The sequence below is a fragment of the Mesorhizobium sp. P160219 genome (genome assembly GCF_057786095.1).
This window is the reverse complement of the sequence record NZ_JBYNWG010000001.1, coordinates 3131991-3151755: the sequence shown is the minus strand read 5'-3', so window position 1 is coordinate 3151755 and position 19765 is coordinate 3131991. Positions and strand designations below refer to the sequence as shown.

Sequence of the window (19765 nt, the reverse complement as noted above, 5' to 3'; positions counted from 1 at the left end):
TCATGGGGCAGCCGAGCGCGATGGCTAACGGCCCGGCAATGGCAATCAGGGGCGATGCCCTCTTGAAGGCGCGGAGCGTGCGGACGGTTTCGCGTATCCAAAAAGCGGTCTTCAGTCGAACGTCGCCAGCGGCTCGGCATTGATCTCGACCCACTCACAGCGACGGCTTTCGTGGTAAAAAGACTGGAAGGGCGGCGGGAACGACGGGTCGGCGAAGGCGCCGACGGGAATGGCGATCACACCGGGCTGCGTGTCGATGCGATAGTGGACGGCGGCGCCGCACTCCGGACAGAAATTGTAGATGACGCGGCCGCCCTCGTCGCCAGCGCGCGTGAACTGCTTCGCCCGCCCCTCGATCGATACATCAGCTTGCGCAAACCGGACATTGTAGCTGAAGGCGCTGCCGGTGCGGCGCTTGCAGTCGAGGCAATGGCAGACCGAGATGCGCACCGGCTCGCCCGAACAGACGGCTGAAAGCTGGCCGCAGAGACATTGCGCGCGGCGCGTGACCATTGTTTCTTCCTCCCTTCACATCACTGCGTATCGGCGCTGGCCCTCAGTTCCGTCCGCTTCTGTTCCGAAACCATGGCTAGATCCAGCACCTTCTGCAGTTCGGCGGCATGGTGGAATGAAGGCTCGGCCTGCACGCCGCTGCGAACCGCATCGACGAAGCGCTGGTAATTGGTCGGCACCGTGCCGGCGTCGAGCACCTGCCATTTGGCGTTCTCGATATCCTCGCCGACACACGCCTTCAGTTCCGAACCCTCGAGATTGTGCACGACTTCGATGCCGCCCTTGTCGCCATAGATGCGCAGGCGCAATTCGTTGATGTGGCCAGTCGCCCAGCGGCTGGCGTGAACGACGCCAAAGGCGCCGTTGGAGAAATCCAGCGTCATGGCGAAGCTGTCATTGGCGTCGAGGTCGTATTCGCCGATACGGTTGCCTGGCGCCTTGTCGAAGGTGCGCAGCCGGCAAAACACGTGGTCGACGTCGAGTGCGGCGCCATAGCTGGCGAAATCGAGGATGTGGATGCCGACATCGCCGAGCACGCCGTTGGAGCCGTGGTCGCGCGACAGCCGCCACAGCCATTTCGGGTCGGTGCGCCAGTCGCCCCAGAATTTCGAGACCAGCCAGCTCTGTAGATAGGAGGACTCGACGTGGCGGACGGTGCCGATCTCGCCGGCCAGCACCATCTGCCGCGCCTTCTGCAAGGCAGCGACATTGCGATAGGTGAGATTGACCATGTTGACGATGCCGGCGGCCTCAGCCGCTTTGGCCATCTCGCTTGCCTTGCCGAAGTCTTCGGCCAGCGGCTTTTCGCACAGCACCGGCTTGCCGGCCGCGATCAGCGCCATGGTGGTCGGGTGGTGAATGCGGTCGGGCGTGACGTTGGCGACCGCATCGAACTCGCCCCACGCCAGCGCGTCTTCCAGGGATGTGAACCGCTTCGGTATCTTGAACCCGTCGGCAAATTCGCCAACGCGCTTTTCATCGACGTCGACAGCACCGACGATCTCGACGCCGTCGATACCGCCGAAGCGGCGGGCATGCTCCTGCGCCATCCAGCCGGTTCCCAGTATCAAAAGCCGCATTTTCTGCACTCCGAGCGAATTGGTTCGATTCAATCATATGGCGCGGATGGGCTCTAGGCAAACCCATGCGGAAAGCCGCTACGCCTTTTCCTGGATTTTGCTTTAGCGGAAGCCGGCCTCGCCCGAGGCGTGCAGCTTGCCACCACGCTCGACGATCGGCTCCAGCGCCTTGTCGACAGGCACATTCGGCGCATCGAGAATCGCCGACTTGGTGCCTTGCGGGTTGTGCGCCCACTTCACCGCATTGCGCAGCACCTTGTGCACATTGGCGTCGTGGTAGGTCGGATAGGTCTCGTGGCCCGGGCGAAAGTAGAAGACATTGCCGGCGCCGCGGCGATAGGTCAGCCCGGAGCGGAATACCTCGCCGCCCTGGAACCAGGAAATGAAGACGGTCTCCAGCGGCTCCGGCACGGCGAACTGTTCGCCATACATTTCTTCATTCTCGAGCTCGAAATATTCGCTGACGCCATCGGCGATCGGATGGCTGGGACTGGTCACCCAGAGCCGCTCGCGCTCACCCGCCTCGCGCCATTTCAGCGTGCAGGGCGTGCCCATCAGCCGCTTGAAGATTTTCGAGAAATGACCGGAATGGAGAACGATCAGCCCCATGCCTTCAAAGACCCGGCGGGCGACGCGCTCGACGACTTCGTCGGCCACCGCGCCATGATCCTTGTGGCCCCACCAGACCAGCACGTCGGTCTCGGCCAGACGGTCGGCCGGCAGGCCGTGCTCCGGCTGCTCGAGCGTGGCGGTCGAGGCGGAGATCGCCTTGTCGGCATTCAGCGCCTTGGCGATGGTCGTGTGCATGCCCTCGGGATAGAGGGCTGCGACCACCTCATTGGTCCGCTCATGGATGTTCTCGCCCCAAACGACAGCGCGTATTGTCATGATGTCCTCGTGGTGAAGCCGACCCGCAGGGGTCACTCATAGTCTGCCTGGGGGTGAAAAGGGAATAGGCAGTGGGGAATAGGCAATAGGGGCAGAAAAACAATCAACAGGCGATGGACGCTCCTGGGCCCTACTGCCTACTGCCTACTGCCTACTGCCTACTGCCTACTGCCTACTGCCTACTGCCTACTGCCTACTGCCTACTGCCTTACGCTCCCCGGCCTTCCTGAGCGACCCGCGTCAGCGGCTTGGTCAGGCGCGGCACGACGACGAGGCGTTTGATCTTGCCCTTCTTGTAGGCGGCAAGGAAGCGGGCGTAGTCCTTGAAGACGACGCAGCCATTGGATTCCGCACGGCCGCCGCGCAGCATGTAGGTGTGGGCGAGCAGGCCGTCGCGGCCGTATTTGTTGCCGCCGCTGACGGGAGTGAGACGGAGCGCCTCGACGCCATGGAAGCGGGATTCGCGCAGCCGCAGATCATAGGTGTTGGGCGGCGTCGGGCCGACATTCTTCTTGTGCACGAAGCGCGGCTGGTCGACCATCGAACCCAGCCCCGAATGGGCCTCCAGCCGCGAGCCGTCCGGCATGTAGACGGTCTTGGCCGAGATATCGTAGACGGCGACGCCGCCGCCCATTCCGGGCGTGGCAAACAGATCCTTGAAGGCGCGACCGACACCGCCCGCCGGGACGTCCGGCTTGGCATAGGCCAGCATCTCGCCGGCCTGTGTCTTCGACCGTTTGCCAGGCTTGATCCGGCTTGATTGGATGCTCTGGCTGTCTGGCACGCCAGGCAGTGCGGCGACCTCCGAAGTACTGCGTGGCGAGCGCGGCGACGAATTGCCCGGCGACTGGGGTGCGGGGCTCTCGGCCGTCCTGTCGGTCTGTGGCTTGGCTGCCCTGGGCTTGCTGGCTTGCCGAGCCTCGGCAGGCTGAGCGGTTTCGGCGCGTGGACGCCAACCGGGCAACGCAATGTTGTCGGGCAGATCGTCCTGCGGCGGCAGCGAAGCGACCTGAACCTCGGCCTGCTCAGGATCCTGCCCTCCGGCGATTGCTTCAACGGCCGGCGGCGGGGCCAGCATGTCAGCGTCTTCCGGCAAGCTGTTGGCCAGCGCCAGCGCCAGGCGCGACGAGCGTTCGATCTCAGCCACTTCCGGCCCAAAGCGTTCCGAGGCCGGGCCATGCTGATCGGGCAGCCGGACTTCGGCGAAACGGGCAGCGACCGGAAGGCTGGCAAGCATGAAGGGCGCATTCGAGGCCTTGGCGAAGGCGGCAGCCAGCTTTTGCGGCGACAGCTCTGCCTTGGCCACCACGCCGTCGAAGCGCATGCCGCGCGAAGTGGCGAGAGCGACGCTGGTGTTTGGCGCAATGTTTGAGGCGACACTGCTCGGGGCCACAGCGTGCGCGGCCGGCTTCAGCCGCGCCATCTTGCCGTCATGCGCGAAGTTCGCGGCGGCATGCGCGCAGCCGGCGTCGCATTGGCTGAGCAGCGAGGTCTGTAATTTTTGCGCCGAAAGCCGAGGCGCCCACGAATTGGCGAGGCTGCGGCGCGAATCGGCAAGTGCTGCGTTCGGCAGAAGCAGACTGCGCGGAAGGCTGTTGGAAGCGGCGGTGAGCGAGGTGCCGAGCGAATAGAGGCCGGCCATGGTTGCCACCGACCACAGCGCCAAGGCCGCGCCGACAACCGGCACCACCACCCAGCGCTGGCCGGATCTCTTCGAAGTCAAACCCCGTTCAGGAGTGTCGCCCCGGTCTTTCAAACGCAAAAACGCCATACAACCACTCTCAATCGGCATGCAGGCTTGCGACCCTCGCATCCGTGACATCCACAGTTCGCTGGTGCCCCCTGCACCTTTCGCGTCTGTTGCCGATTGAATCAAAAGATGGACAAAGTTGGTTAACCAATCCCTCCATCAGCCACCGATTATGCGGCGCCTGATACGAAAAAAAGAGCACTCCGTGGTCTGCGCCACGGTAGAAATGCTCTCCCTCACCCCCGCCTTGCTGCCCGTTTTTGCGATCCAAGTCAAGGAAACGCTGCGTCAGCCTGCTGCAAGCCTGTGCTGATTGCCCGCTGATCGGCCTTCTCAATCAGTTGACCTTCCGGTGGCTGGAAGGTCTATCTGATTAGAGACGGAGACCTCCGGCGACGGAAATTTACCGATGAGAACCGGCATCACGACCGAAGAATCCGACTGCAGGTCGAACCCCTGCTGCGGCTGGCTGATCACGGATGGATGGGGCAAGGACATGGCGCCGTGAGATGGACTGTGAAAGCGGCGCTGCTGTGGCTGGTCTGTGCCCTTACGATGGCCGCCTCCGTCGGCAGCGGACCGATCGTCGCGGCCCGCCAGGCGTCGATGAAGGAGATGGCGGCGGCTGCGAAAACCATTGCCGGCATGTTCGACCGCAGGCAAGCCTATGACGCGGCAGCCTTCAAGGCGGCTGCGGACACGCTGCGCGCGCGCACCGGCCCTGCCCTGATTGCCGAATTTCCCAGCGGCTCGCTTGGACCGCCTTCGCAGGCTAGGCTGGTGATCGATCAGTCACGGGAATTCGAGGCGCTGGCAAATCATATCGGGGCGCTGGCGCGCGCGCTGGCCGCCAAGGCCCAAAGCGCGCCGGCCGTCATCACCGATGACATGCGCATGGGCACCGGCCTGGCGATGCGCGGCGGCAGCCTGCTCGGCAAGCACTCGATTCCAGAGGAAGCCGATCCGACCAAACTGCCGGCGGAGCATATCCTGCATCTCATCCTGCAGGATTGCTCGACCTGTCATTCGAAATTCCGGCAAAAGGTACAGTGAAGCAACATTATCCGGCGGAGCATTTCCTTGCTGGCCTGCGCCACAGCCACTTTGCATACAAGTAAATTCGTTTGTGCTAATATATCGAGGATCGTGCATATCCATGCATGACGAGCATCGGGAGGATGCAATGAAAACCATGAATCGCAGGTCTGCAATTGCCCTCGGTCTGACGACCGCCGCGGTAGCGCCTTTGTTCACCTTGGCGGCATCGGCAAAAATCAAGAAATACGGCCCGAAAGAGGGCAAGGAGATTGCGCCCGGTGTCAGGGTGGTGGAGGTCGGCACCGGCAATGCAGACATTCCCGCCTACAAGAGCATCGCCATTATCGACGTTGTGTTTCAGCCCGGAGCACATGCTCCTCAAACCGTGATGGACAACGACATGGTGTGCACCATTACCTCAGGTGCATTCACGATCAAGAAAGCGGACAAGGAATTCAAGCTCAAGACGGGTGATATGTACACCTGCTCCAAGGGCAAGACCGATGAAGCGACGAATACAAGCAAGGAGGTCGGCGTGCATCGCATCGCCGTATTGATACCCGCATAGCAGATGGAATTCCGGCCGGACCACGCCGTCGCGAGTCCGGCCGGCCAGACGAGGCGATCTCGTTCCGTCGTCAGCGCGGCCATCTCACGCCAGCCACTCCCTGATCGCCGGGCGGGCGGGAACGGCGCGCATGTGGTCTTCGCGCTATGGCTTTGTTTGGGCATGATCTTTTGGGGAAGCTGGCTTGGTTTCACAATCAACGGCTAGGTCGAATGGCTAATCAATCAGCGCATCCACGTGGCCAATACGGAGATCGAAAACCGCACGAGCTTTGCCGGCCACCAGGCGGTGTTCGAGGCGATCGAGCGCCGCGACCCGGAAGCGGCCGGCCAAGCGATGCGGGCGCATCTGGAAAACGCCCGGCGCAAGTTCAATTCAGGTTCGGGCAGATTGGACTAGCCCGGCAGACGCGGCAGCGCTCTGGCGCAAAGCAAAAAGCCCGCCGTTCAAAGCCGGCGGGCTCCCTTCAATCATACAGCGCGATCCGGTCGTCGATAACCAGGACGACCGAATTTCGGCCTCAGCGGCTGGTTGCGCTCAGGGGGCGGGCTTCGACGGGTTTGAAGCAACCAGCGATCCGAGTTTGCCGGCTTTGGCCAGACTCGGCTTTTCGTAAGTTTTCTTCACAGAATCCCTCCTCTAACGGCATCAATTTCCTCTGCCGGGCCTGTTTTGTCAAATCTGGCAGCAGTCCGTCACAGGTCCCGGCGGCAATTCGTGCCCTTACGCCGGCTCGCGCTTGAGCGCCTGCGCCATGCAGTGAATGCCGCCGCCGGTCTTGGAAATCTCGCTCATGTCGACGGCAGCAACCTCGAAGCCGCGTGCCTTGAGCTGGCCGATCAGCGACTGGCTCGACGTCGGCGCGATGACCCTGTCCTTGCCCAGCGACATGAAGTTGCAGCCGAGCGCCATCGTGTCCTGGAAGGGCACGTCGATGATCTCGTGGCCCTTGCCCTTCAGCCAGTCGACAATGCCGGGCTCGGTGCAGGCGAGGCACACCGCGGTGAGCTTTTCAGCGATCGGCACCACCATCAGATCGATATGGACATAGTATTCGTCGATGAAGGCGAGGCGCGTTTCCCAGCCTTCCTTTTCGAACCAGTCCTGCACCTGCCGGGCGCCCTCTTCCTGCGTGCGGGCGCCGCCGCAGCCGATCAGCACCACGCCCTCCTCGATGACGTTGAAGTCGCCGCCTTCGAAGGTGCCAGCCGTGACCATGTCGTAGATGGGGATGCCGAGCTTTTCATAGGTGCGGATGGCGGCATAGTTCTCGCCGCGCCGCCACCAATTGGCCATGGCGGTGATGAAGGCGCCGTAGGGCGTCATGACGCTGGAGTCTCTGGAATAGACCTGCATCGGCAGTTCCGGCGTCGGCTCGTGCCAGTGGATGTTGACGCCGAAATGCTCGTAGGCGGCGACGAGGTCCTTGTGCTGCGCCTGCGCGATCTGGACGTTGCAGGGCGCTTCGCGCAAATGCTTGCGCGAGAGCGAGCTGGTCGAGAGGTGGCGCAGGAAGTTTGGCGAGCCGAGCAACACGTCTGTCAGCACGTCGGTCTCATTGGCAAAGCCCCATGATGTCAGCGGCTTGGTGCCGCCGGCGGGATTGCGGCGCTGCAGCGAGAACGGTTCGGCGACGATGCGGTCATGGACGGTCATAAGGTTCTCCTCGATTTGACTATGCAGCTTGATTGGATTGGCTGCTCGGAATCCACCAATCGCGTCCGCGCGCGGTGGTGACATATTCCGGCCAGCGGAAATTGATCGGCGGGTCATAGTCGCAAAGCGGCGCGATCCAGTTCGAGCCGCCGACGCCGCCGCCAGTGCGGGTGACGAATTCGTCCATGGCCGCATCGCGCGCGGACTTGTCCTCGAGCAGGCGGAGGGCTGCAAGCGCAACCGTCTTGGCGGCGCAAATGACCATCGGGTCGATGGTGGCCGAGATACCGCCCAGCGCGTTCATCGCCCAGGATGGATAGGCATGGCCATTCGCCGAGCGCAGCGCCGGGCGGGCGACATAGAAGCGTGCGGTCGGCGTGTGCCACGACATGTCGGTGTAGTCGTCGGAGGTCGAGTTGATCTGCGACGGAGGCAAATCGCGGCGCAGGATTGCCTCGGCCTCTTGCGGCGCAACCAGCCGCTCCATCTCGTCGATGAAAGGGTTGTCGGTCGCGGTGCCGCCGGCATTGACCTGGACCTCGCGACCGATCGCTTTCGCCGCCTCGTCCCAGTTCGGAGCGCCAACGGTGGACAGCGCCTCATAGGCAATCCCTGCCATGGCGTGATTGGCGAGGCCCGGCCGCGACTTCGACACCCAATGGCGCTCATAGCGACAACCGCTAATCGCCGCGGCCGCGGCCGCATTACGGTCGAGCACCGCGGTGACCTGCTCTGCCATGGCAATGGTCGGCACGCGGATCATGTACTGGATCTCGGCCAGCCCCGCCGGCAGATTGTCGGCGGTCGCCTGCCCGGCGGTGAGGATCGCCTCGCTGATCGACCAGCCGCCCTGGTGGGGTAGCATGGAATCGCGCAGTGCCTTGGAGGCCATGTACATCGTCATCAGTGCGTCGTTGGCGCCGGGCGCCCGCACCGCCGAATGCGCCTGCGGGATCGGCGCGCCATCGCTTGCGCGAACCCAGTTTTCGGGTTCGTCGCAGACAAAACGGTAGATCATCGCGTAGGCCGCGCCGCAATGCGTGTCCCAACGCGCCGTGTTGCAGAGCGGCAGCATATAGAAGGGATGGAACGAGATCATGCCGGCAAGGCCGTCATAGTAGCCCTTGGCCGCATGGATCGGCTTCGAGCCCCTGACCTTCTCGGCCGGCTCGCCGGTGAAGCGCAACGTCCCCTCGATGCCGTGGCGTTGCATTGCCGCCTTGGTGGCGAGAAGTCCGCCGAGGCCGGCAATGCCAAGCCCGGAATGCGGATCGGTGTGGCCGCCGGCCTCGCTGCCGAGGCCCGGCCGCGATCGCTTCACCGTTGCCGCGTCCTGGCAGTTGCCGGGCACGGCGTCGTATTCGCCGTACATGCCGATGGTCGGCCCCGGGCCGTTCGTCCAGTGGGCGCAAAAGGCGGTCGGCATGCCGGCCGACCCTTCCTCGACCGAAAAGCCCTCATGCTTCAGCCGCGCGACATACCAGGCCGCCGACTGGTATTCGCGCCAGGCTGTTTCGCCGAAATCGAAAATGGTGCGCGTCCACGCCGACAGCGACGGCTGGATGCTATCGAGACAGGCAAGCGCGGTGGCTTGCGCCGAGGTCGTCACCGGTTTCTCCATGCGGCCCAAGAAAGCAGTGAAGCGGCATTGCAAAAAGTGATATGTTTTTCCGGTTCATGCAAATTCGGTTCACCTGAGGCCTCTTGCGAATACCTTCCACACAGGCGCTGCGCGCCCTCGACAGTTTTGCCCGTCACGGCAGTGTCTGGCGCGCAGCCGATGAACTGCATTTGACCCGCAGCGCCGTCAGCCATCAGTTGCGGCTGCTCGAACGCGACCTCGGCTTCGACCTGCTGGAGCGCATCGGCAAGTGCGTGGCGCTGACACCGCGCGGCCAGCGCTATGCCGCCGATGTGAGAAAGGCGCTGACGGTGCTCGGCGATGCGGTGACGCGCCAGGCCGGCACGGGCGTCGGCGGTTCGTTCGCCGTTTCCTGCACGCCGGGCTTCGCCTCTCTGTTTTTATGCACGCATATCGGCGAGTTCCGGCAAATGTATCCGGATGTGGCGCTGTCGATCCTGACGCCGCGGCGGCTGGACGATGTCAGCAATCCGGACGCCGATGCCTTCATTGCCTTCGGCGTCGGCAACTGGCCGAACCGCTCGGTGGAGTTGCTGTGCGAAATCTCGTTCACGCCACTTTGCAGCCCGACACTGCTCAACAAGGTCGGCGGCTTTTCAAAACCGGCCGACGTGCTGCGCGCCAATCTCCTGCATCTCGGCGACACCGAGGACTGGGCGCGCTGGCTGGCGCTGTCCAAGGTGGAAAACCCCGACACCGAAGGCGGCATCTTCTTCTCGGACATGAACCTCGTTTTTTCCGCGGCGATCGCCGGCCAGGGCATCGCCATGGGCGACGAGTTGACCAGCCGCCGGGCGCTGAGCGAAGGCCGTCTGGTGCGCCCCTTCGATATCGCGATCCCCTCGCCGCGCTCGTATTTCCTGGTGTCGGAACATGCCAAGGCCAGCCACCCGGTGCTGGAAGCATTCAATGGGTGGTTGAGGTCGAAGCTGTCGGAGAACCGGATCAGCCCGTACTAGCCTCCCATCCGTGAATCAAATTTGCCGATCAGGCGAAAACTATTCGGTTGCGGTGAGCCGGGGCCCTGCCCTACGCTCAAGCTACGACCAAGGAAGAGGCAGGATGCAGCAACCCGGCCGGGCCGCAGAGATCAAGGCAATCGGGATCGGCAAGAGCTTCGGCTCGTTCCGGGCGCTGGACGACCTGACGCTCAATATCGGCCGTGGCGAGTTTTTGACGCTGCTCGGCCCCTCCGGCTCGGGCAAGACCACCTTCCTGATGATCCTGGCAGGCTTCGTGCAACCGACCGCCGGCAAGCTTTTCAGCGACGGTTTCGACATCACCGATCGGCCGGCAGAGCAGCGCGCCGCCGGCATGGTGTTCCAAGGCTATGCGCTGTTTCCGCATATGTCGGTCGAGGCCAACATCGCCTTCCCGCTCAAGGTGCGCAAGAAATCGGCCTCCGAGATCAAACGCCGCGTCGCCGAGATGATCGAGCGCGTCGGGCTGAAGGGCCATGAGACGAAACTGCCGGCGCAGCTTTCCGGCGGCCAGCAGCAGCGCGTGGCACTGGCGCGCGCGCTGGTGTTCGAACCCGGCGTGCTGCTCCTCGACGAACCCTTCTCGGCACTGGACAAGGGCCTGCGCGGCCAGATGCAGGCCGAAATGAAGCGGCTGCATCAGGAGACCGGCACCACCTTCGTCTTCGTCACCCACGACCAGAGCGAGGCGCTGGCGCTGTCGTCGCGCGTCGCCATCTTCAACCATGGCAAATTGCTGCAGGTCGGAGCGCCGGACGAGGTGTATGACCGGCCGGCCAACCGCTTCGTCGCCGAGTTCCTGGGCGAGATCAACATGCTGCCGTTGAAGGGGGTCAAGCCCGCCGACAATGGCTCGACGGGCCTCTGCGAGGACCGCGCGGTCAACATGCTCTGCAAGGCCGAGAAAGTCCATGGCGATGCGATCCTGGCGATCCGGCCCGAGCATATGTCGATCGCGCGCGAAGCCGCCGCCGGCGAGAATGGCATCGCCGCCACCGCCATCGGCTCGACCTATCTGGGTGCGGCGACCAAACTCGATCTGACGACGCGCCAGGGCGCCAAGGTGACCGTCTCGGTGCCGAACGAGGTCGCGGCGGCGGCGCTGAGCAAAGGCAATTCCGTCTGGCTGACCTGGCCGGCGGAAAAGGGTTTCCTCCTTCCGGACGGAGGATGACGACGAGAACGGCGAAGTCTTCCAGCAAAGAATCTGGAGCGCGCCATAACCACCGGAACCAACAACGAAAAAGGGGAACTAAAATGACAGACCAAAGCAAAAAACAAGCCATGGACGCGCTATCCGCCCGGGCTGTGCGCGGCGAGATTTCGCGCCGGCAATTCACCCAGCTTGCAGCCTTCGTGCTGGCTGGCACGCCGATGCTGCTGCGCTCGACCGGCGCGTTTGCGCAGGCCAAGGAACTGGTGCTGGTCAACTGGGGTGGCGATGCCCTCACCGCTTATGACGCCGCCTATGGCCAGGCCTTCACTAAGGAGACCGGCATCGCCGTCAAGATGGACGGTTCGGGCCCGACCGAAGGCGCGATTGCCGCACAGTTCAAGAGCGGCGCGCCGACCTGGGATCTCGTCGATGTCGACCCGTTCTCGGCCATCACGCTCGGCGCCCAGGGTGCGCTCGAGCCGATCGACTACGCCGTCGTCGACAAGAAGAAGATGCGCGACGGCTTCGGCTGGGAATACGCGGCCTCGACCTATTTCTTCTCCTACGTCATCGCCTATGACTCGGAGAAATACGGCAAGGACGCGCCGACCGGCATGGCCGACTTCTTCGACGTGAAGAAGTTTCCGGGCAAGCGCTCGCTCTACAAATGGGGCGTGTCGAGCTGGGAAGCCGCACTTCTCGCAGACGGCATCGCGCCGGCCTCGCTCTACCCGCTCGACCTGAAGCGCGCGCATGACAAGATCGCCGCCTTCAAGGAAAACGTCGTGGCCTATTGGGGCGGCGGCGCCGAAAGCCAGAGCGTGCTGCTCAACGGCGAAGCCTCGATGGCGATCGTGTGGTCGACCCGCGCCTCGCTGATCGAGCAGGATTCCGGCGGCAAGATCAAGTTCATCTGGGATCAGGGCCTGATTTCGCCCGGCGCGCTGGCCGTGCTCAAGGGCAACCCCGGCGGCAAGGACGCAGCGATGAAGTTCATCGCCAGCGCCCAGGATCCGCAAAAGCAACTGGTGATGTTCGACAAGCTCGGACAGGGTCCGGCCAATCCGGCCGCCGATGCGCTGATCCCCGCCGACAAGAAGCGCATCAACCCGGTCGATCCCGAAAACATGAAGAAGCAGATCGCGCTCGACATGGACTGGTACGCCAAGAATTACGGGGCAGCACTCGACGAATACACCAAGATCATCTCGGCCTGACCAGGCCGGGCACGAGCTTCGATGAGAGGCACCCTCTCCGACAGGATGGGCGCGGCGGTGCTGATGGCGCCGCTGCTGCTGTTCCTTGTGCTGGCCTACGCCTGGCCGTTCCTCGGCGTCGTCAAGTGGAGCGTCACCTTGCCGACACCGGGGCTCGGCCAGTATGGCGCGCTCGCCACCGATGCCCTGGTGCAGTCTGTGTTCATCCGCACGCTGCGCATCGCGCTGATCGTCACCGTGATTTCCGTGGCGGCGGCATACGCCATCACCATGGTGTGGGTGCGCGGCAGCCCGGCACAGCGCATAATCGCTGAATTCTGCATTCTCGTCCCCTTCTGGATCTCGGTGCTTACCCGCGCCTTCGGCTGGGTGGCGCTTTTGTCCAACCGCGGCCTGATCAACACCTGGCTGCAATCGATCGGCTTCATCTCCGAGCCGCTGGCGCTGGTGCGCAACGAGTTCGGCGTCATCGTCGGCATGACGCATTTCCTCATTCCCTTCGCGGTGTTCCCGCTGGCCTCCGCCATGCGCAGCTTCGACGAGCGCGTGCTGCTCGCGGCGCGCGGGCTCGGCTCCAGCCGCATGCGCACCTTCTGGACCGTGTTCGTGCCGATGACGCGCTCCGGCATCATCGGTTCGGCGATGATCGTGTTCGTCTTCTCGCTCGGCTTCTTCGTCACGCCGGCGATCCTCGGCGGCGGCCGCAGCGTGATGATCGCCGAGCTGATCTATCTCCGCATCTTCCAGAGTCCCGACTGGGGACTGGGTGCGGCGATCAGCGTCGTGCTGGTGCTGTTCGTCGGCGCGCTCATGGCGCTGCTGTTCCGCTATGTCAGACCGAAGCAACTGATCTGATGCCGACCTATCGCCCCGGTCCCGTCTCGCTGATCCTCGCCGTGCTGGTGGCACTGTTCCTGCTGCTGCCGCTGCTGGCGGTCATCCCGGTGTCGCTGACGCCAAGCCGCATGCTGGCTATGCCGACGGGCGAACTGTCGCTGCGCCACTACCGCGCGCTGATCGAGGATCCGCGCTGGTTCGACGCCATCCTGCTGTCGATCCGCATCGGCATCGTCAGCAGCGTCATCTCCACCGTGCTGGCGCTGTGCTTCAGCCTTGGCGCCTGGATGTTCCAGCCGCGATTTACCGCCGCCCTTGTCGGCTTCGTGCTGTTGCCGATGGTGGTGCCGCCGGTGGTCTCGGCGATCACGCTCTACTTCCTGCTGACGTCGATCTCGGGCATGAGCTCGTTCTTCGGCTACGACACCTGGCTCGGCGTCGCCATGGCGCATTCGGTGATGACGGTGCCTTTCGCCACGGTGCTGATCCTGGTCGCGCTCAGCCAGCTCGACCGCCGCATCGACCTTGCCGCGCGCGGCCTTGGCGCCGGCGTGTGGGAACGCGCCACGCGCATCATCATGCCCAACATCAGGTTCGGCATCGTCACCGCCGCGCTGCTGTCCTTCGTGCTGTCCTGGGAAGAGATCGGCGTCACCCTGTTCATCACCTCGGTCAACGCCATCACGCTGCCGCGGCTGATGTGGATGGGCCTGCGCGACAACATCGACCCGGCGATCGCCGCGCTCTCGGTGATCCTGATCATCATCACTGTGCTGGTGCTGGCGGTGAGGACTGTGGTGGTGAAGATGCGCGGCGGGCACTGAGCCAAGGTGGCCAACAACAATCGGCGATAGCCAAGCCGCTGTGTGAAGGGCGTTACGGACGGTGAGCGCCGGGTACATTACGCGGCGTCATGGGAAACCTGCCGCTGGTGACATTTGCCTTCGTGTCGGTGCTCGGAATGGCGGTTCCGGGACCGGACGTCGTGCTCGCCATCACCAACGGCTCCCGCTACGGTTTTCGACGCGCGTTTCTCGGCATGGCCGGCGTCGTACTGTCTGATTTCATTCTTATCAGCATCGTCGCGCTGGGCTTCGGCGCTCTTCTGCTGGCTTCGGAATTCTATCTCTCGGCTCTCAGGATGTTCGGCGCGGGCTATCTGCTTTTCGTCGCCATCGGTACCCTGCGCACCGCATCCCGACCTTCGTTCAACCCTAACCTTCCCGAAACACGCCATTCAGCCAAGGCACTCGTTGGGCGCTGCTTCCTGGTGGCGGTCACAAATCCGGCGGCCTGGCTGCTTTTCCCCGCGATCCTGCCGCATTTTGTCCGCGTGGATGAGCCGATCGCGATCCAGTATGGAATCCTGGCCATTATCGCCGCGCTTGCCGATGTGTTTGTGCTGACGTTTTACGCAGCCCTTGGCGCGCGGGCTGCAAGGCTTCTGGCTGGGCCAAACGCCGTGTGGATCGACCGGTTTTACGGTATCGCCCTGCTTGGTCTTTCGAGCACTTTGATCCTGCAATCCCTCGGCCATCTGAGATAGTCGACACAGGAACACACAGGCCCGGATTTTAGCAATCGGCCCGCAGTCAGCTTGCGAAGAATCTCGACAGCCTTGCAGCCGTGTCTCCGGGGTGCTCTTCCGGGAAGAAATGCCCACCCTTGACCGAGCCGCCTCCGACGTTATCAGCCCATTGCCGCCAGATCGCCAACGGGCCGCCCTCCTCCGCATACCAGTTCTCTAACCCGCCCTCGCCGCTCCAGAGCGCAAGCAGCGGGCATCTGATGCGACAGCCATTAGTCTGGTCCTGCGCGTCGTGCTCGCGGTCGATGCCTGCGGCGGCGCGATATTCCTCGCAGATGGCGTGGGCATGGGCGGGATCACGCAGCGCCTCGATATAGGCGGCCCTGACCTCAGCGGGAAAAGCATCTGGAGCCGAGCCCCAGCCTGCGATCGCATTGTCGACAACTGCGTCGGGTGCTGCGGACAACAGGCGCTCAGGCAGCGGTTCCGGCTGGGCGAGCAGGCTCCATGGCCAGAAGGCCAGCGCCAGCCTGGCATCGGCCCGATCCCAGGCGGAGGCCGTGGGGACGATGTCGAGAACGGCGACTTTCGACACGGTTTCGGGATGGTCGAGCGCCAGCCGGTAGGCGACGCGACCGCCACGGTCGTGGCCGGCAACCATGAAACGGTCGAAACCGAGAACGTCCATAACCTGCACCATGTCGCGCGCCATCGCTCGTTTGGAATAGGCGGCATGATCGGCAGTGGAGACTGGACAGCCGCTTTGGCCGTAGCCCCTGAGATCGGCGGCAACCACGCTGAAGTGCGATGCCAGGGCCAGCGCTATGTCGCGCCACATCACATGCGTTTCGGGAAAGCCATGCAGGAGCAGCAGCGGCGGCCCTGAGCCACCGGCCCTGACGAAGATCGATGTCTCCTCCATTTGAACGGTCCTGGCGTCAAAGCCCGCAAACATCAGCTGCCGCCAACCAGTCCGTGGCTGGAACGGATTCGCAGCACCTGGACACCCTTCGGCAATTCGATCAGGAACTCCTTGTCGCGGTCGAGATGGTGGATGCTTTGCGGATCGCCGCCGGTAAAGGCGGCCATCGCCTCGACGCTCTCCCAATAGGAGATGGTGATGAATTCCGAATGTGTCGGCGTGTCCTCGCGAAAGGTCTGCACGCCAAGCGCTTTCTCGATCAGCGGCTTGATGCCGGCCTCGTAATTGTAGCGCTCATAGGCATCGGCCTTGTCGGGCAAGGTCCTGCCGCGCCAGATGCGCGCAATGGTGGGCGTCTTCGGTGCCATCTCCTATAACACCCGAAGGCGCGCCGCGTTCCGACTATCCTGACTGGCCGCACAACTGGCTGATAGTCGACGTATGGCAAAGGTTCCGTACAGTAACTTGCACTGGACACGCGGCTATCCTGTCAAGCCCAAACGTGCTCTCTTGTGCTCAACTTGGGAGGGCACAATGAAACTACGTCTAGCTTTCGCTGTATTCACCGCAGGAATTTTCTTCGCATTGTCGGCTGCCTCGGCCGGACAAGGGGAACAGCAAAACATCAACTTCCTGGCTCGGATGTCCGATGCAAGGTTAAATTTGGCCGCCAGAATGGCCGGTGACCTCGTTGGCGTAAGGCAAAGATGTCCGGCGTTGAGGCCAACGGAAGACGGAAAAGCAATTTTCGCCGTCCCGGTCCTTTTGTATGATGGGCGGGACAAACACCTGACCCCAGACCCCCGAAAGTTCAACATGGCCATCCATACCTATGAGAGGGCTTTCGCAATGGCGGCCCAGAGATCGGCAAGTTGCCAAAGCGAGAGGGCCAAATACCCGAAACTTTACCGGTAGATGGCTAACAAGGACGACCTTCAGTCTCCGGCGCCGCGACGCCTCACCTAACGTATTGAAACTATTGGCAGGATTCGAACCTGTGACCATCGGCTTAGAAGGCCGGTGCTCTATCCGGCGGAGCTACGGGACCGCTGCCGTCAGCGAACGCGCCCTACCTTCAGGCAGCATGCAGGGTCGGGATGGCGCTAACGTCAACTTCGCGCTCCGCATGCCAGGCATCATACGCGGCCTGCATCCTGAGCCAGATCGCGGCAACATCGCCGAACATCTTGCCAAGGCGGGCGGCCACGGCAGGCGATACCGGCTTCTTCTCACGGATGATATCGTAGAGCTGCTGGGCGCGAGATTCAGAGCAGATTGGCGATTTCCACCTTGGTCTTGCCGGTGGCGGGAACGATGTCGTCGAGCAACGCGCCAGGATGGGAAGGGCAGCGCTCGGTCGTTCTGTTTCCGTTCGTACACCTTCAGAGTGCTACCCATATGCCAGGTACAAACCGTAACCTATGTGTCCGGAATGGACCCCCGGCAAAATTGGCGATCCCGACAGGATTCGAACCTGTGACCATCGGCTTAGAAGGCCGGTGCTCTATCCAGCTGAGCTACGGGACCGCTGGCCGGCATTTGATATCTTGGCCGGCTGGTGTCTATGTGCCAGGCGCTGACCGCCGGTCAATGCGTCCAGGGTATCCTGCGGTCATAGCGGAAATTTTCCGCATAGGAAATCTGCCGGCGCTTGGTCTCTTTCGGCTCCTCGACACGGAAGGCCAGCCCCTGCTTTTCGGCATAGGCCACCGCTTCTTCCCTGGTGTCGAAGGTCAGCCTGATCTGGCTCAGCATGTCGCCCGATGTGGTGTAGCCCATCAGCGGGTCGATCTTCTTGCGTTGGGCGGGATCGAATTCCAGCACCCAATGGCCGGTCTTGGCCTTGCCGGACTGCATCGCGGTTTTGGCTGGGCTGAAAATTCGCGCGGACATGGGCACCTCGTAGCTGCGTTGGCGGTAGCGCCGCCTTATTTCAGTCAATACTGTGCAACACTGCCGACGGCAAGGCCGAAGCGGCCTGCAACCAGGCCGCTTCGGCAGCGGCATCGGCCCGATACACTGGCGTAGCATCAAAAGTCATGGTCATGATGGCGACACAAAGAGGCATGGACGCAGGGATTTTGCACGCCGAGGCCGACAGCCAAGCGATTTTCGACGGCGCGATCGTGATCGGCGCCGGGGCAGCCGGCTTGACCGCAGCCCATGCGCTGCTCAAGACCGGCGTGCCTGTGATGGTGTTGGAAAAGGAAGCCCGGCTGGCCGAGCCATGGCACGGGCGGCACGAGCGACTGCATCTCAACACGCATCGCGACCTTTCGGCGCTGCCGGGCGTTTCCTTTCCTGCCGGCACCCCTGCCTTTCCGCACCGAAACACCATCATCGGCCATTTGAACGAATTCCACGCCATGCACCGGCTGCCGGTCGAGTTCGGCATCGCGGTCGAGGAGATTGGCTTCGAGGGCGACCACTGGCTTGTGCGGACCAGTGCCGGGCCGCGGCTGGCGCGCCATGTCGTCATCGCCACCGGGCGCGACCGGCAGCCCTTCATCCCGGCCTGGAAAGGCATGAAGGCCTTTGCCGGACGCATCATCCATTCGGCCGCATTCGGTAACGCCAAGGCCTATGCGGGCAAGAAAGTGCTGGTCGTCGGCGCCGGCAATTCCGGCTTCGACGTGCTCAATCACCTGGCGGCAGCCGGCACGGGACAGATCTGGCTGTCGGCGCGCAACGGTCCGGCACTGCTGCCCAAGCGCCTCGGCCAGATCGCCGTCCACCGGTTTTCGCCGATCCTGGCGCGGCTGCCGTTCAAGCTCGCCGATGCGGTGATGGCGGCGACGCAGCGATGGGCCTTCGGCGACCTCACGGCTTACGGCCTGCCGCCGACGCCTTCGGGCGGCGCAAGCCGGCTGGCGTCGGATTATACCGCCATCGCCACCGATGACGGCGCCGTCGATGCCATCAAGGACGGCAGGATCATCGTGCTGCCAACCGTGCGGGAATTTACCGGCGACACGGTCGTTTTCGACGATGGCGCGACGATCCAGCCTGATATCGTCATCGCCGCGACCGGCTACCGCACCGGGCTCGAGGCCATGCTGGGCAAGCTCGGCGTGCTCGACCAAAAGGGCGTGCCGCTGTTCAACGGCGCCGACAGCGACCCGAAACTGCCGGGCCTGTGGTTCACCGGCATGCGGCCAAGCATCCGTGGCTGCTTCGCCAATGCTCGCATCCAGGCCAAGGCGATCGCAGCCAGGATTGCGCGGGAGCGCAGACCGCCAAGCCCCGTTTGATGTTTTAGGGGTTGCGCGACAGGGTCCGGAACCGTATACGCCGCAGGGCCTCGGAGTGTAGCGCAGCCTGGTAGCGCATCTGGTTTGGGACCAGAGGGTCGGGAGTTCGAATCTCTCCACTCCGACCATTTTTTCCCACAAAGCCAGTCCTTGCCCAAGGTCACTCCCAAGGTCGCCAATGGCTGCCTCGCCGGTAGCGCATGGCGGCACGCATTGCCCAAGCAGCAGCCGCTCGCCGATCGGACCCTACATTGGAACACCAGTTCGCTCCGAGAGTTGTGTATGTTCAACCCCAGGAGCAAACAATGAAAACCCTTCTCATCGCCTCGATGATCGCGTTCGCCGGAACGGCGGCTTTGATCGCACCGGCGAAAGCCGCCAGTCTGACTATCCAGTCCGATGACGACGATCAATATTCGTCCGACGATGGCGATATACAGATTCTTCGCCATCACCAGCGCCACAAAGACTATAGCGACGACTATGGCGACGACTACAGCGACAACCAGGATGGCCAATGGCGGCGCCACCATCGCCATCACCGCTGCCATATCGAACTGGTCAGGCACTGGCGCCATCACCACAGGGTCGTCGAAGAGGTCAGGGTCTGCGGCTGATCCGATCGCTTTGGACCTGCTCCGGCCGGGTTGGCGGCCGGAGCACCAATCTGACCTAAAGCGCGTCGCATTTGAACGGACTCACGGACGCGCTTGAGGTCTTGTTTGATGCATGTGGTTCTC

21 protein-coding genes, 3 tRNA genes and 1 pseudogene are annotated in these 19765 nt (G+C 63.1%); 13 read left to right on the top strand and 12 right to left on the bottom strand.

From position 1 onward, the window contains the following. Positions 1-111 precede the first annotated feature (111 nt). From AC3EMP_RS15230 to AC3EMP_RS15215, 4 genes are all read right to left on the bottom strand, one after another. The gene (locus AC3EMP_RS15230; protein WP_023715108.1) at positions 112-513 is read right to left on the bottom strand and encodes a GFA family protein; all 402 of its coding nucleotides are present in this window, start codon (positions 511-513) and stop codon (positions 112-114) included. A gap of 20 nt (positions 514-533) precedes the next feature. Beyond that, positions 534-1592: a Gfo/Idh/MocA family protein gene (locus tag AC3EMP_RS15225; RefSeq protein ID WP_023684783.1), complete on the bottom strand. Its 1059-nt coding sequence runs from the start codon at positions 1590-1592 to the stop codon at positions 534-536. Positions 1593-1694: 102 nt separating this feature from the next. Further along, entirely contained in the window at positions 1695-2480 is a 786-nt protein-coding gene (locus AC3EMP_RS15220; protein WP_352595897.1) for a ThuA domain-containing protein, read from the bottom strand. Between the two features lie 208 nt (positions 2481-2688). Continuing rightward, positions 2689-4203: a tlde1 domain-containing protein gene (locus AC3EMP_RS15215; RefSeq protein WP_352597538.1), complete on the bottom strand. Its 1515-nt coding sequence runs from the start codon at positions 4201-4203 to the stop codon at positions 2689-2691. 531 nt (positions 4204-4734) lie between these two features. Here AC3EMP_RS15215 and AC3EMP_RS15210 point away from each other — a divergent pair. From AC3EMP_RS15210 to AC3EMP_RS15200, 3 genes are all read left to right on the top strand, one after another. Beyond that, positions 4735-5283 (top strand): cytochrome c, encoded by a 549-nt coding sequence (locus AC3EMP_RS15210; RefSeq protein ID WP_352597537.1) that lies wholly within the window; start codon positions 4735-4737, stop codon positions 5281-5283. A 130-nt stretch (positions 5284-5413) separates the two neighbouring features. After that, positions 5414-5836 (top strand): hypothetical protein, encoded by a 423-nt coding sequence (locus AC3EMP_RS15205; protein WP_023684778.1) that lies wholly within the window; start codon positions 5414-5416, stop codon positions 5834-5836. 237 nt (positions 5837-6073) lie between these two features. Beyond that, complete coding sequence (locus tag AC3EMP_RS15200; protein WP_023752549.1) at positions 6074-6235, top strand: FCD domain-containing protein; 162 nt, start codon at positions 6074-6076, stop codon at positions 6233-6235. 324 nt (positions 6236-6559) lie between these two features. Here the strand turns inward: AC3EMP_RS15200 and AC3EMP_RS15195 are convergent, their stop codons facing one another. After that, a complete protein-coding gene (locus AC3EMP_RS15195) occupies positions 6560-7492 on the bottom strand; it encodes a dimethylarginine dimethylaminohydrolase family protein (RefSeq protein ID WP_023693913.1) in 933 nt (310 codons plus the stop codon). A 19-nt stretch (positions 7493-7511) separates the two neighbouring features. Continuing rightward, positions 7512-9113 carry a zinc-binding metallopeptidase family protein gene (locus tag AC3EMP_RS15190; protein ID WP_352597536.1) on the bottom strand — a complete coding sequence of 534 codons (1602 nt, stop codon included), beginning with the start codon at positions 9111-9113 and terminating at the stop codon, positions 7512-7514. An 83-nt stretch (positions 9114-9196) separates the two neighbouring features. Between AC3EMP_RS15190 and AC3EMP_RS15185 the strand changes: the two genes are divergently transcribed. The 6 genes from AC3EMP_RS15185 (at position 9197) to AC3EMP_RS15160 (ending at position 14870) form a co-directional block, all read left to right on the top strand. Then, positions 9197-10093, top strand: a complete 897-nt coding sequence (locus tag AC3EMP_RS15185) for a LysR substrate-binding domain-containing protein (RefSeq protein ID WP_352597535.1) — start codon at positions 9197-9199, stop codon at positions 10091-10093. Between the two features lie 103 nt (positions 10094-10196). Next, positions 10197-11288, top strand: a complete 1092-nt coding sequence (locus tag AC3EMP_RS15180; RefSeq protein WP_023754685.1) for an ABC transporter ATP-binding protein — start codon at positions 10197-10199, stop codon at positions 11286-11288. Between the two features lie 83 nt (positions 11289-11371). Further along, positions 11372-12487, top strand: a complete 1116-nt coding sequence (locus AC3EMP_RS15175; RefSeq protein WP_352597534.1) for an ABC transporter substrate-binding protein — start codon at positions 11372-11374, stop codon at positions 12485-12487. A gap of 21 nt (positions 12488-12508) precedes the next feature. Beyond that, positions 12509-13342: an ABC transporter permease gene (locus tag AC3EMP_RS15170; RefSeq protein ID WP_352597533.1), complete on the top strand. Its 834-nt coding sequence runs from the start codon at positions 12509-12511 to the stop codon at positions 13340-13342. Beyond that, positions 13342-14148: an ABC transporter permease gene (locus AC3EMP_RS15165; RefSeq protein ID WP_023743839.1), complete on the top strand. Its 807-nt coding sequence runs from the start codon at positions 13342-13344 to the stop codon at positions 14146-14148. Before AC3EMP_RS15170 ends, AC3EMP_RS15165 begins: the two co-directional genes overlap by 1 nt. Positions 14149-14255: 107 nt before the next feature. Further along, positions 14256-14870 carry a LysE family translocator gene (locus AC3EMP_RS15160; RefSeq protein WP_352597532.1) on the top strand — a complete coding sequence of 205 codons (615 nt, stop codon included), beginning with the start codon at positions 14256-14258 and terminating at the stop codon, positions 14868-14870. Between the two features lie 46 nt (positions 14871-14916). On the opposite strand, the gene AC3EMP_RS15155 is transcribed toward AC3EMP_RS15160, so the two are convergent. Both AC3EMP_RS15155 and AC3EMP_RS15150 read right to left on the bottom strand, forming a co-directional pair. Then, positions 14917-15807, bottom strand: coding sequence for an alpha/beta fold hydrolase (locus AC3EMP_RS15155; RefSeq protein ID WP_488494631.1), 891 nt, complete (start codon positions 15805-15807; stop codon positions 14917-14919). Next, positions 15807-16142, bottom strand: coding sequence for an antibiotic biosynthesis monooxygenase family protein (locus tag AC3EMP_RS15150; protein WP_352710018.1), 336 nt, complete (start codon positions 16140-16142; stop codon positions 15807-15809). The genes AC3EMP_RS15155 and AC3EMP_RS15150 overlap by 1 nt, the downstream gene beginning before the upstream one ends. Before the next feature lie 166 nt (positions 16143-16308). Here AC3EMP_RS15150 and AC3EMP_RS15145 point away from each other — a divergent pair, with 166 nt between their 5' ends. Next, entirely contained in the window at positions 16309-16689 is a 381-nt protein-coding gene (locus AC3EMP_RS15145; protein ID WP_023743836.1) for a hypothetical protein, read from the top strand. A 66-nt stretch (positions 16690-16755) separates the two neighbouring features. Here the strand turns inward: AC3EMP_RS15145 and AC3EMP_RS15140 are convergent. The 4 genes and pseudogenes from AC3EMP_RS15140 to AC3EMP_RS15125 form a co-directional block, all read right to left on the bottom strand. After that, positions 16756-16814: transfer RNA gene (locus tag AC3EMP_RS15140), tRNA-Arg, on the bottom strand. Positions 16815-16849: 35 nt separating this feature from the next. Next, a pseudogene (locus tag AC3EMP_RS15135) lies at positions 16850-17102 on the bottom strand (HigA family addiction module antitoxin). Between the two features lie 122 nt (positions 17103-17224). Next, a tRNA-Arg gene (locus AC3EMP_RS15130) sits at positions 17225-17301 on the bottom strand. Between the two features lie 60 nt (positions 17302-17361). Continuing rightward, on the bottom strand, positions 17362-17667 hold the full coding sequence (locus AC3EMP_RS15125) for an ETC complex I subunit (protein WP_023670294.1): 306 nt from the start codon (positions 17665-17667) through the stop codon (positions 17362-17364). Between the two features lie 173 nt (positions 17668-17840). Here AC3EMP_RS15125 and AC3EMP_RS15120 point away from each other — a divergent pair, with 173 nt between their 5' ends. From AC3EMP_RS15120 to AC3EMP_RS15110, 3 genes are all read left to right on the top strand, one after another. Further along, positions 17841-19025 (top strand): flavin-containing monooxygenase, encoded by a 1185-nt coding sequence (locus tag AC3EMP_RS15120; RefSeq protein ID WP_352597529.1) that lies wholly within the window; start codon positions 17841-17843, stop codon positions 19023-19025. Between the two features lie 51 nt (positions 19026-19076). After that, positions 19077-19153 (top strand) — tRNA-Pro (locus AC3EMP_RS15115). Between the two features lie 177 nt (positions 19154-19330). Then, positions 19331-19642: a hypothetical protein gene (locus AC3EMP_RS15110; protein ID WP_023743834.1), complete on the top strand. Its 312-nt coding sequence runs from the start codon at positions 19331-19333 to the stop codon at positions 19640-19642. Positions 19643-19765: the final 123 nt, after the last annotated feature.

Coding starts and splice junctions, on each gene's coding strand:
- AC3EMP_RS15230 (WP_023715108.1), bottom strand. CDS start 513: ATGGTCACGCGCCGCGCGCAATGTCTCTGCGGCCAGCTTTCAGCCGTC.
- AC3EMP_RS15225 (WP_023684783.1), bottom strand. CDS start 1,592: ATGCGGCTTTTGATACTGGGAACCGGCTGGATGGCGCAGGAGCATGCC.
- AC3EMP_RS15220 (WP_352595897.1), bottom strand. CDS start 2,480: ATGACAATACGCGCTGTCGTTTGGGGCGAGAACATCCATGAGCGGACC.
- AC3EMP_RS15205 (WP_023684778.1), top strand. CDS start 5,414: ATGAAAACCATGAATCGCAGGTCTGCAATTGCCCTCGGTCTGACGACC.
- AC3EMP_RS15195 (WP_023693913.1), bottom strand. CDS start 7,492: ATGACCGTCCATGACCGCATCGTCGCCGAACCGTTCTCGCTGCAGCGC.
- AC3EMP_RS15190 (WP_352597536.1), bottom strand. CDS start 9,113: ATGGAGAAACCGGTGACGACCTCGGCGCAAGCCACCGCGCTTGCCTGT.
- AC3EMP_RS15180 (WP_023754685.1), top strand. CDS start 10,197: ATGCAGCAACCCGGCCGGGCCGCAGAGATCAAGGCAATCGGGATCGGC.
- AC3EMP_RS15175 (WP_352597534.1), top strand. CDS start 11,372: ATGACAGACCAAAGCAAAAAACAAGCCATGGACGCGCTATCCGCCCGG.
- AC3EMP_RS15170 (WP_352597533.1), top strand. CDS start 12,509: ATGAGAGGCACCCTCTCCGACAGGATGGGCGCGGCGGTGCTGATGGCG.
- AC3EMP_RS15165 (WP_023743839.1), top strand. CDS start 13,342: ATGCCGACCTATCGCCCCGGTCCCGTCTCGCTGATCCTCGCCGTGCTG.
- AC3EMP_RS15155 (WP_488494631.1), bottom strand. CDS start 15,807: ATGTTTGCGGGCTTTGACGCCAGGACCGTTCAAATGGAGGAGACATCG.
- AC3EMP_RS15150 (WP_352710018.1), bottom strand. CDS start 16,142: ATGGCACCGAAGACGCCCACCATTGCGCGCATCTGGCGCGGCAGGACC.
- AC3EMP_RS15145 (WP_023743836.1), top strand. CDS start 16,309: ATGAAACTACGTCTAGCTTTCGCTGTATTCACCGCAGGAATTTTCTTC.
- AC3EMP_RS15125 (WP_023670294.1), bottom strand. CDS start 17,667: ATGTCCGCGCGAATTTTCAGCCCAGCCAAAACCGCGATGCAGTCCGGC.
- AC3EMP_RS15120 (WP_352597529.1), top strand. CDS start 17,841: ATGGACGCAGGGATTTTGCACGCCGAGGCCGACAGCCAAGCGATTTTC.
- AC3EMP_RS15110 (WP_023743834.1), top strand. CDS start 19,331: ATGAAAACCCTTCTCATCGCCTCGATGATCGCGTTCGCCGGAACGGCG.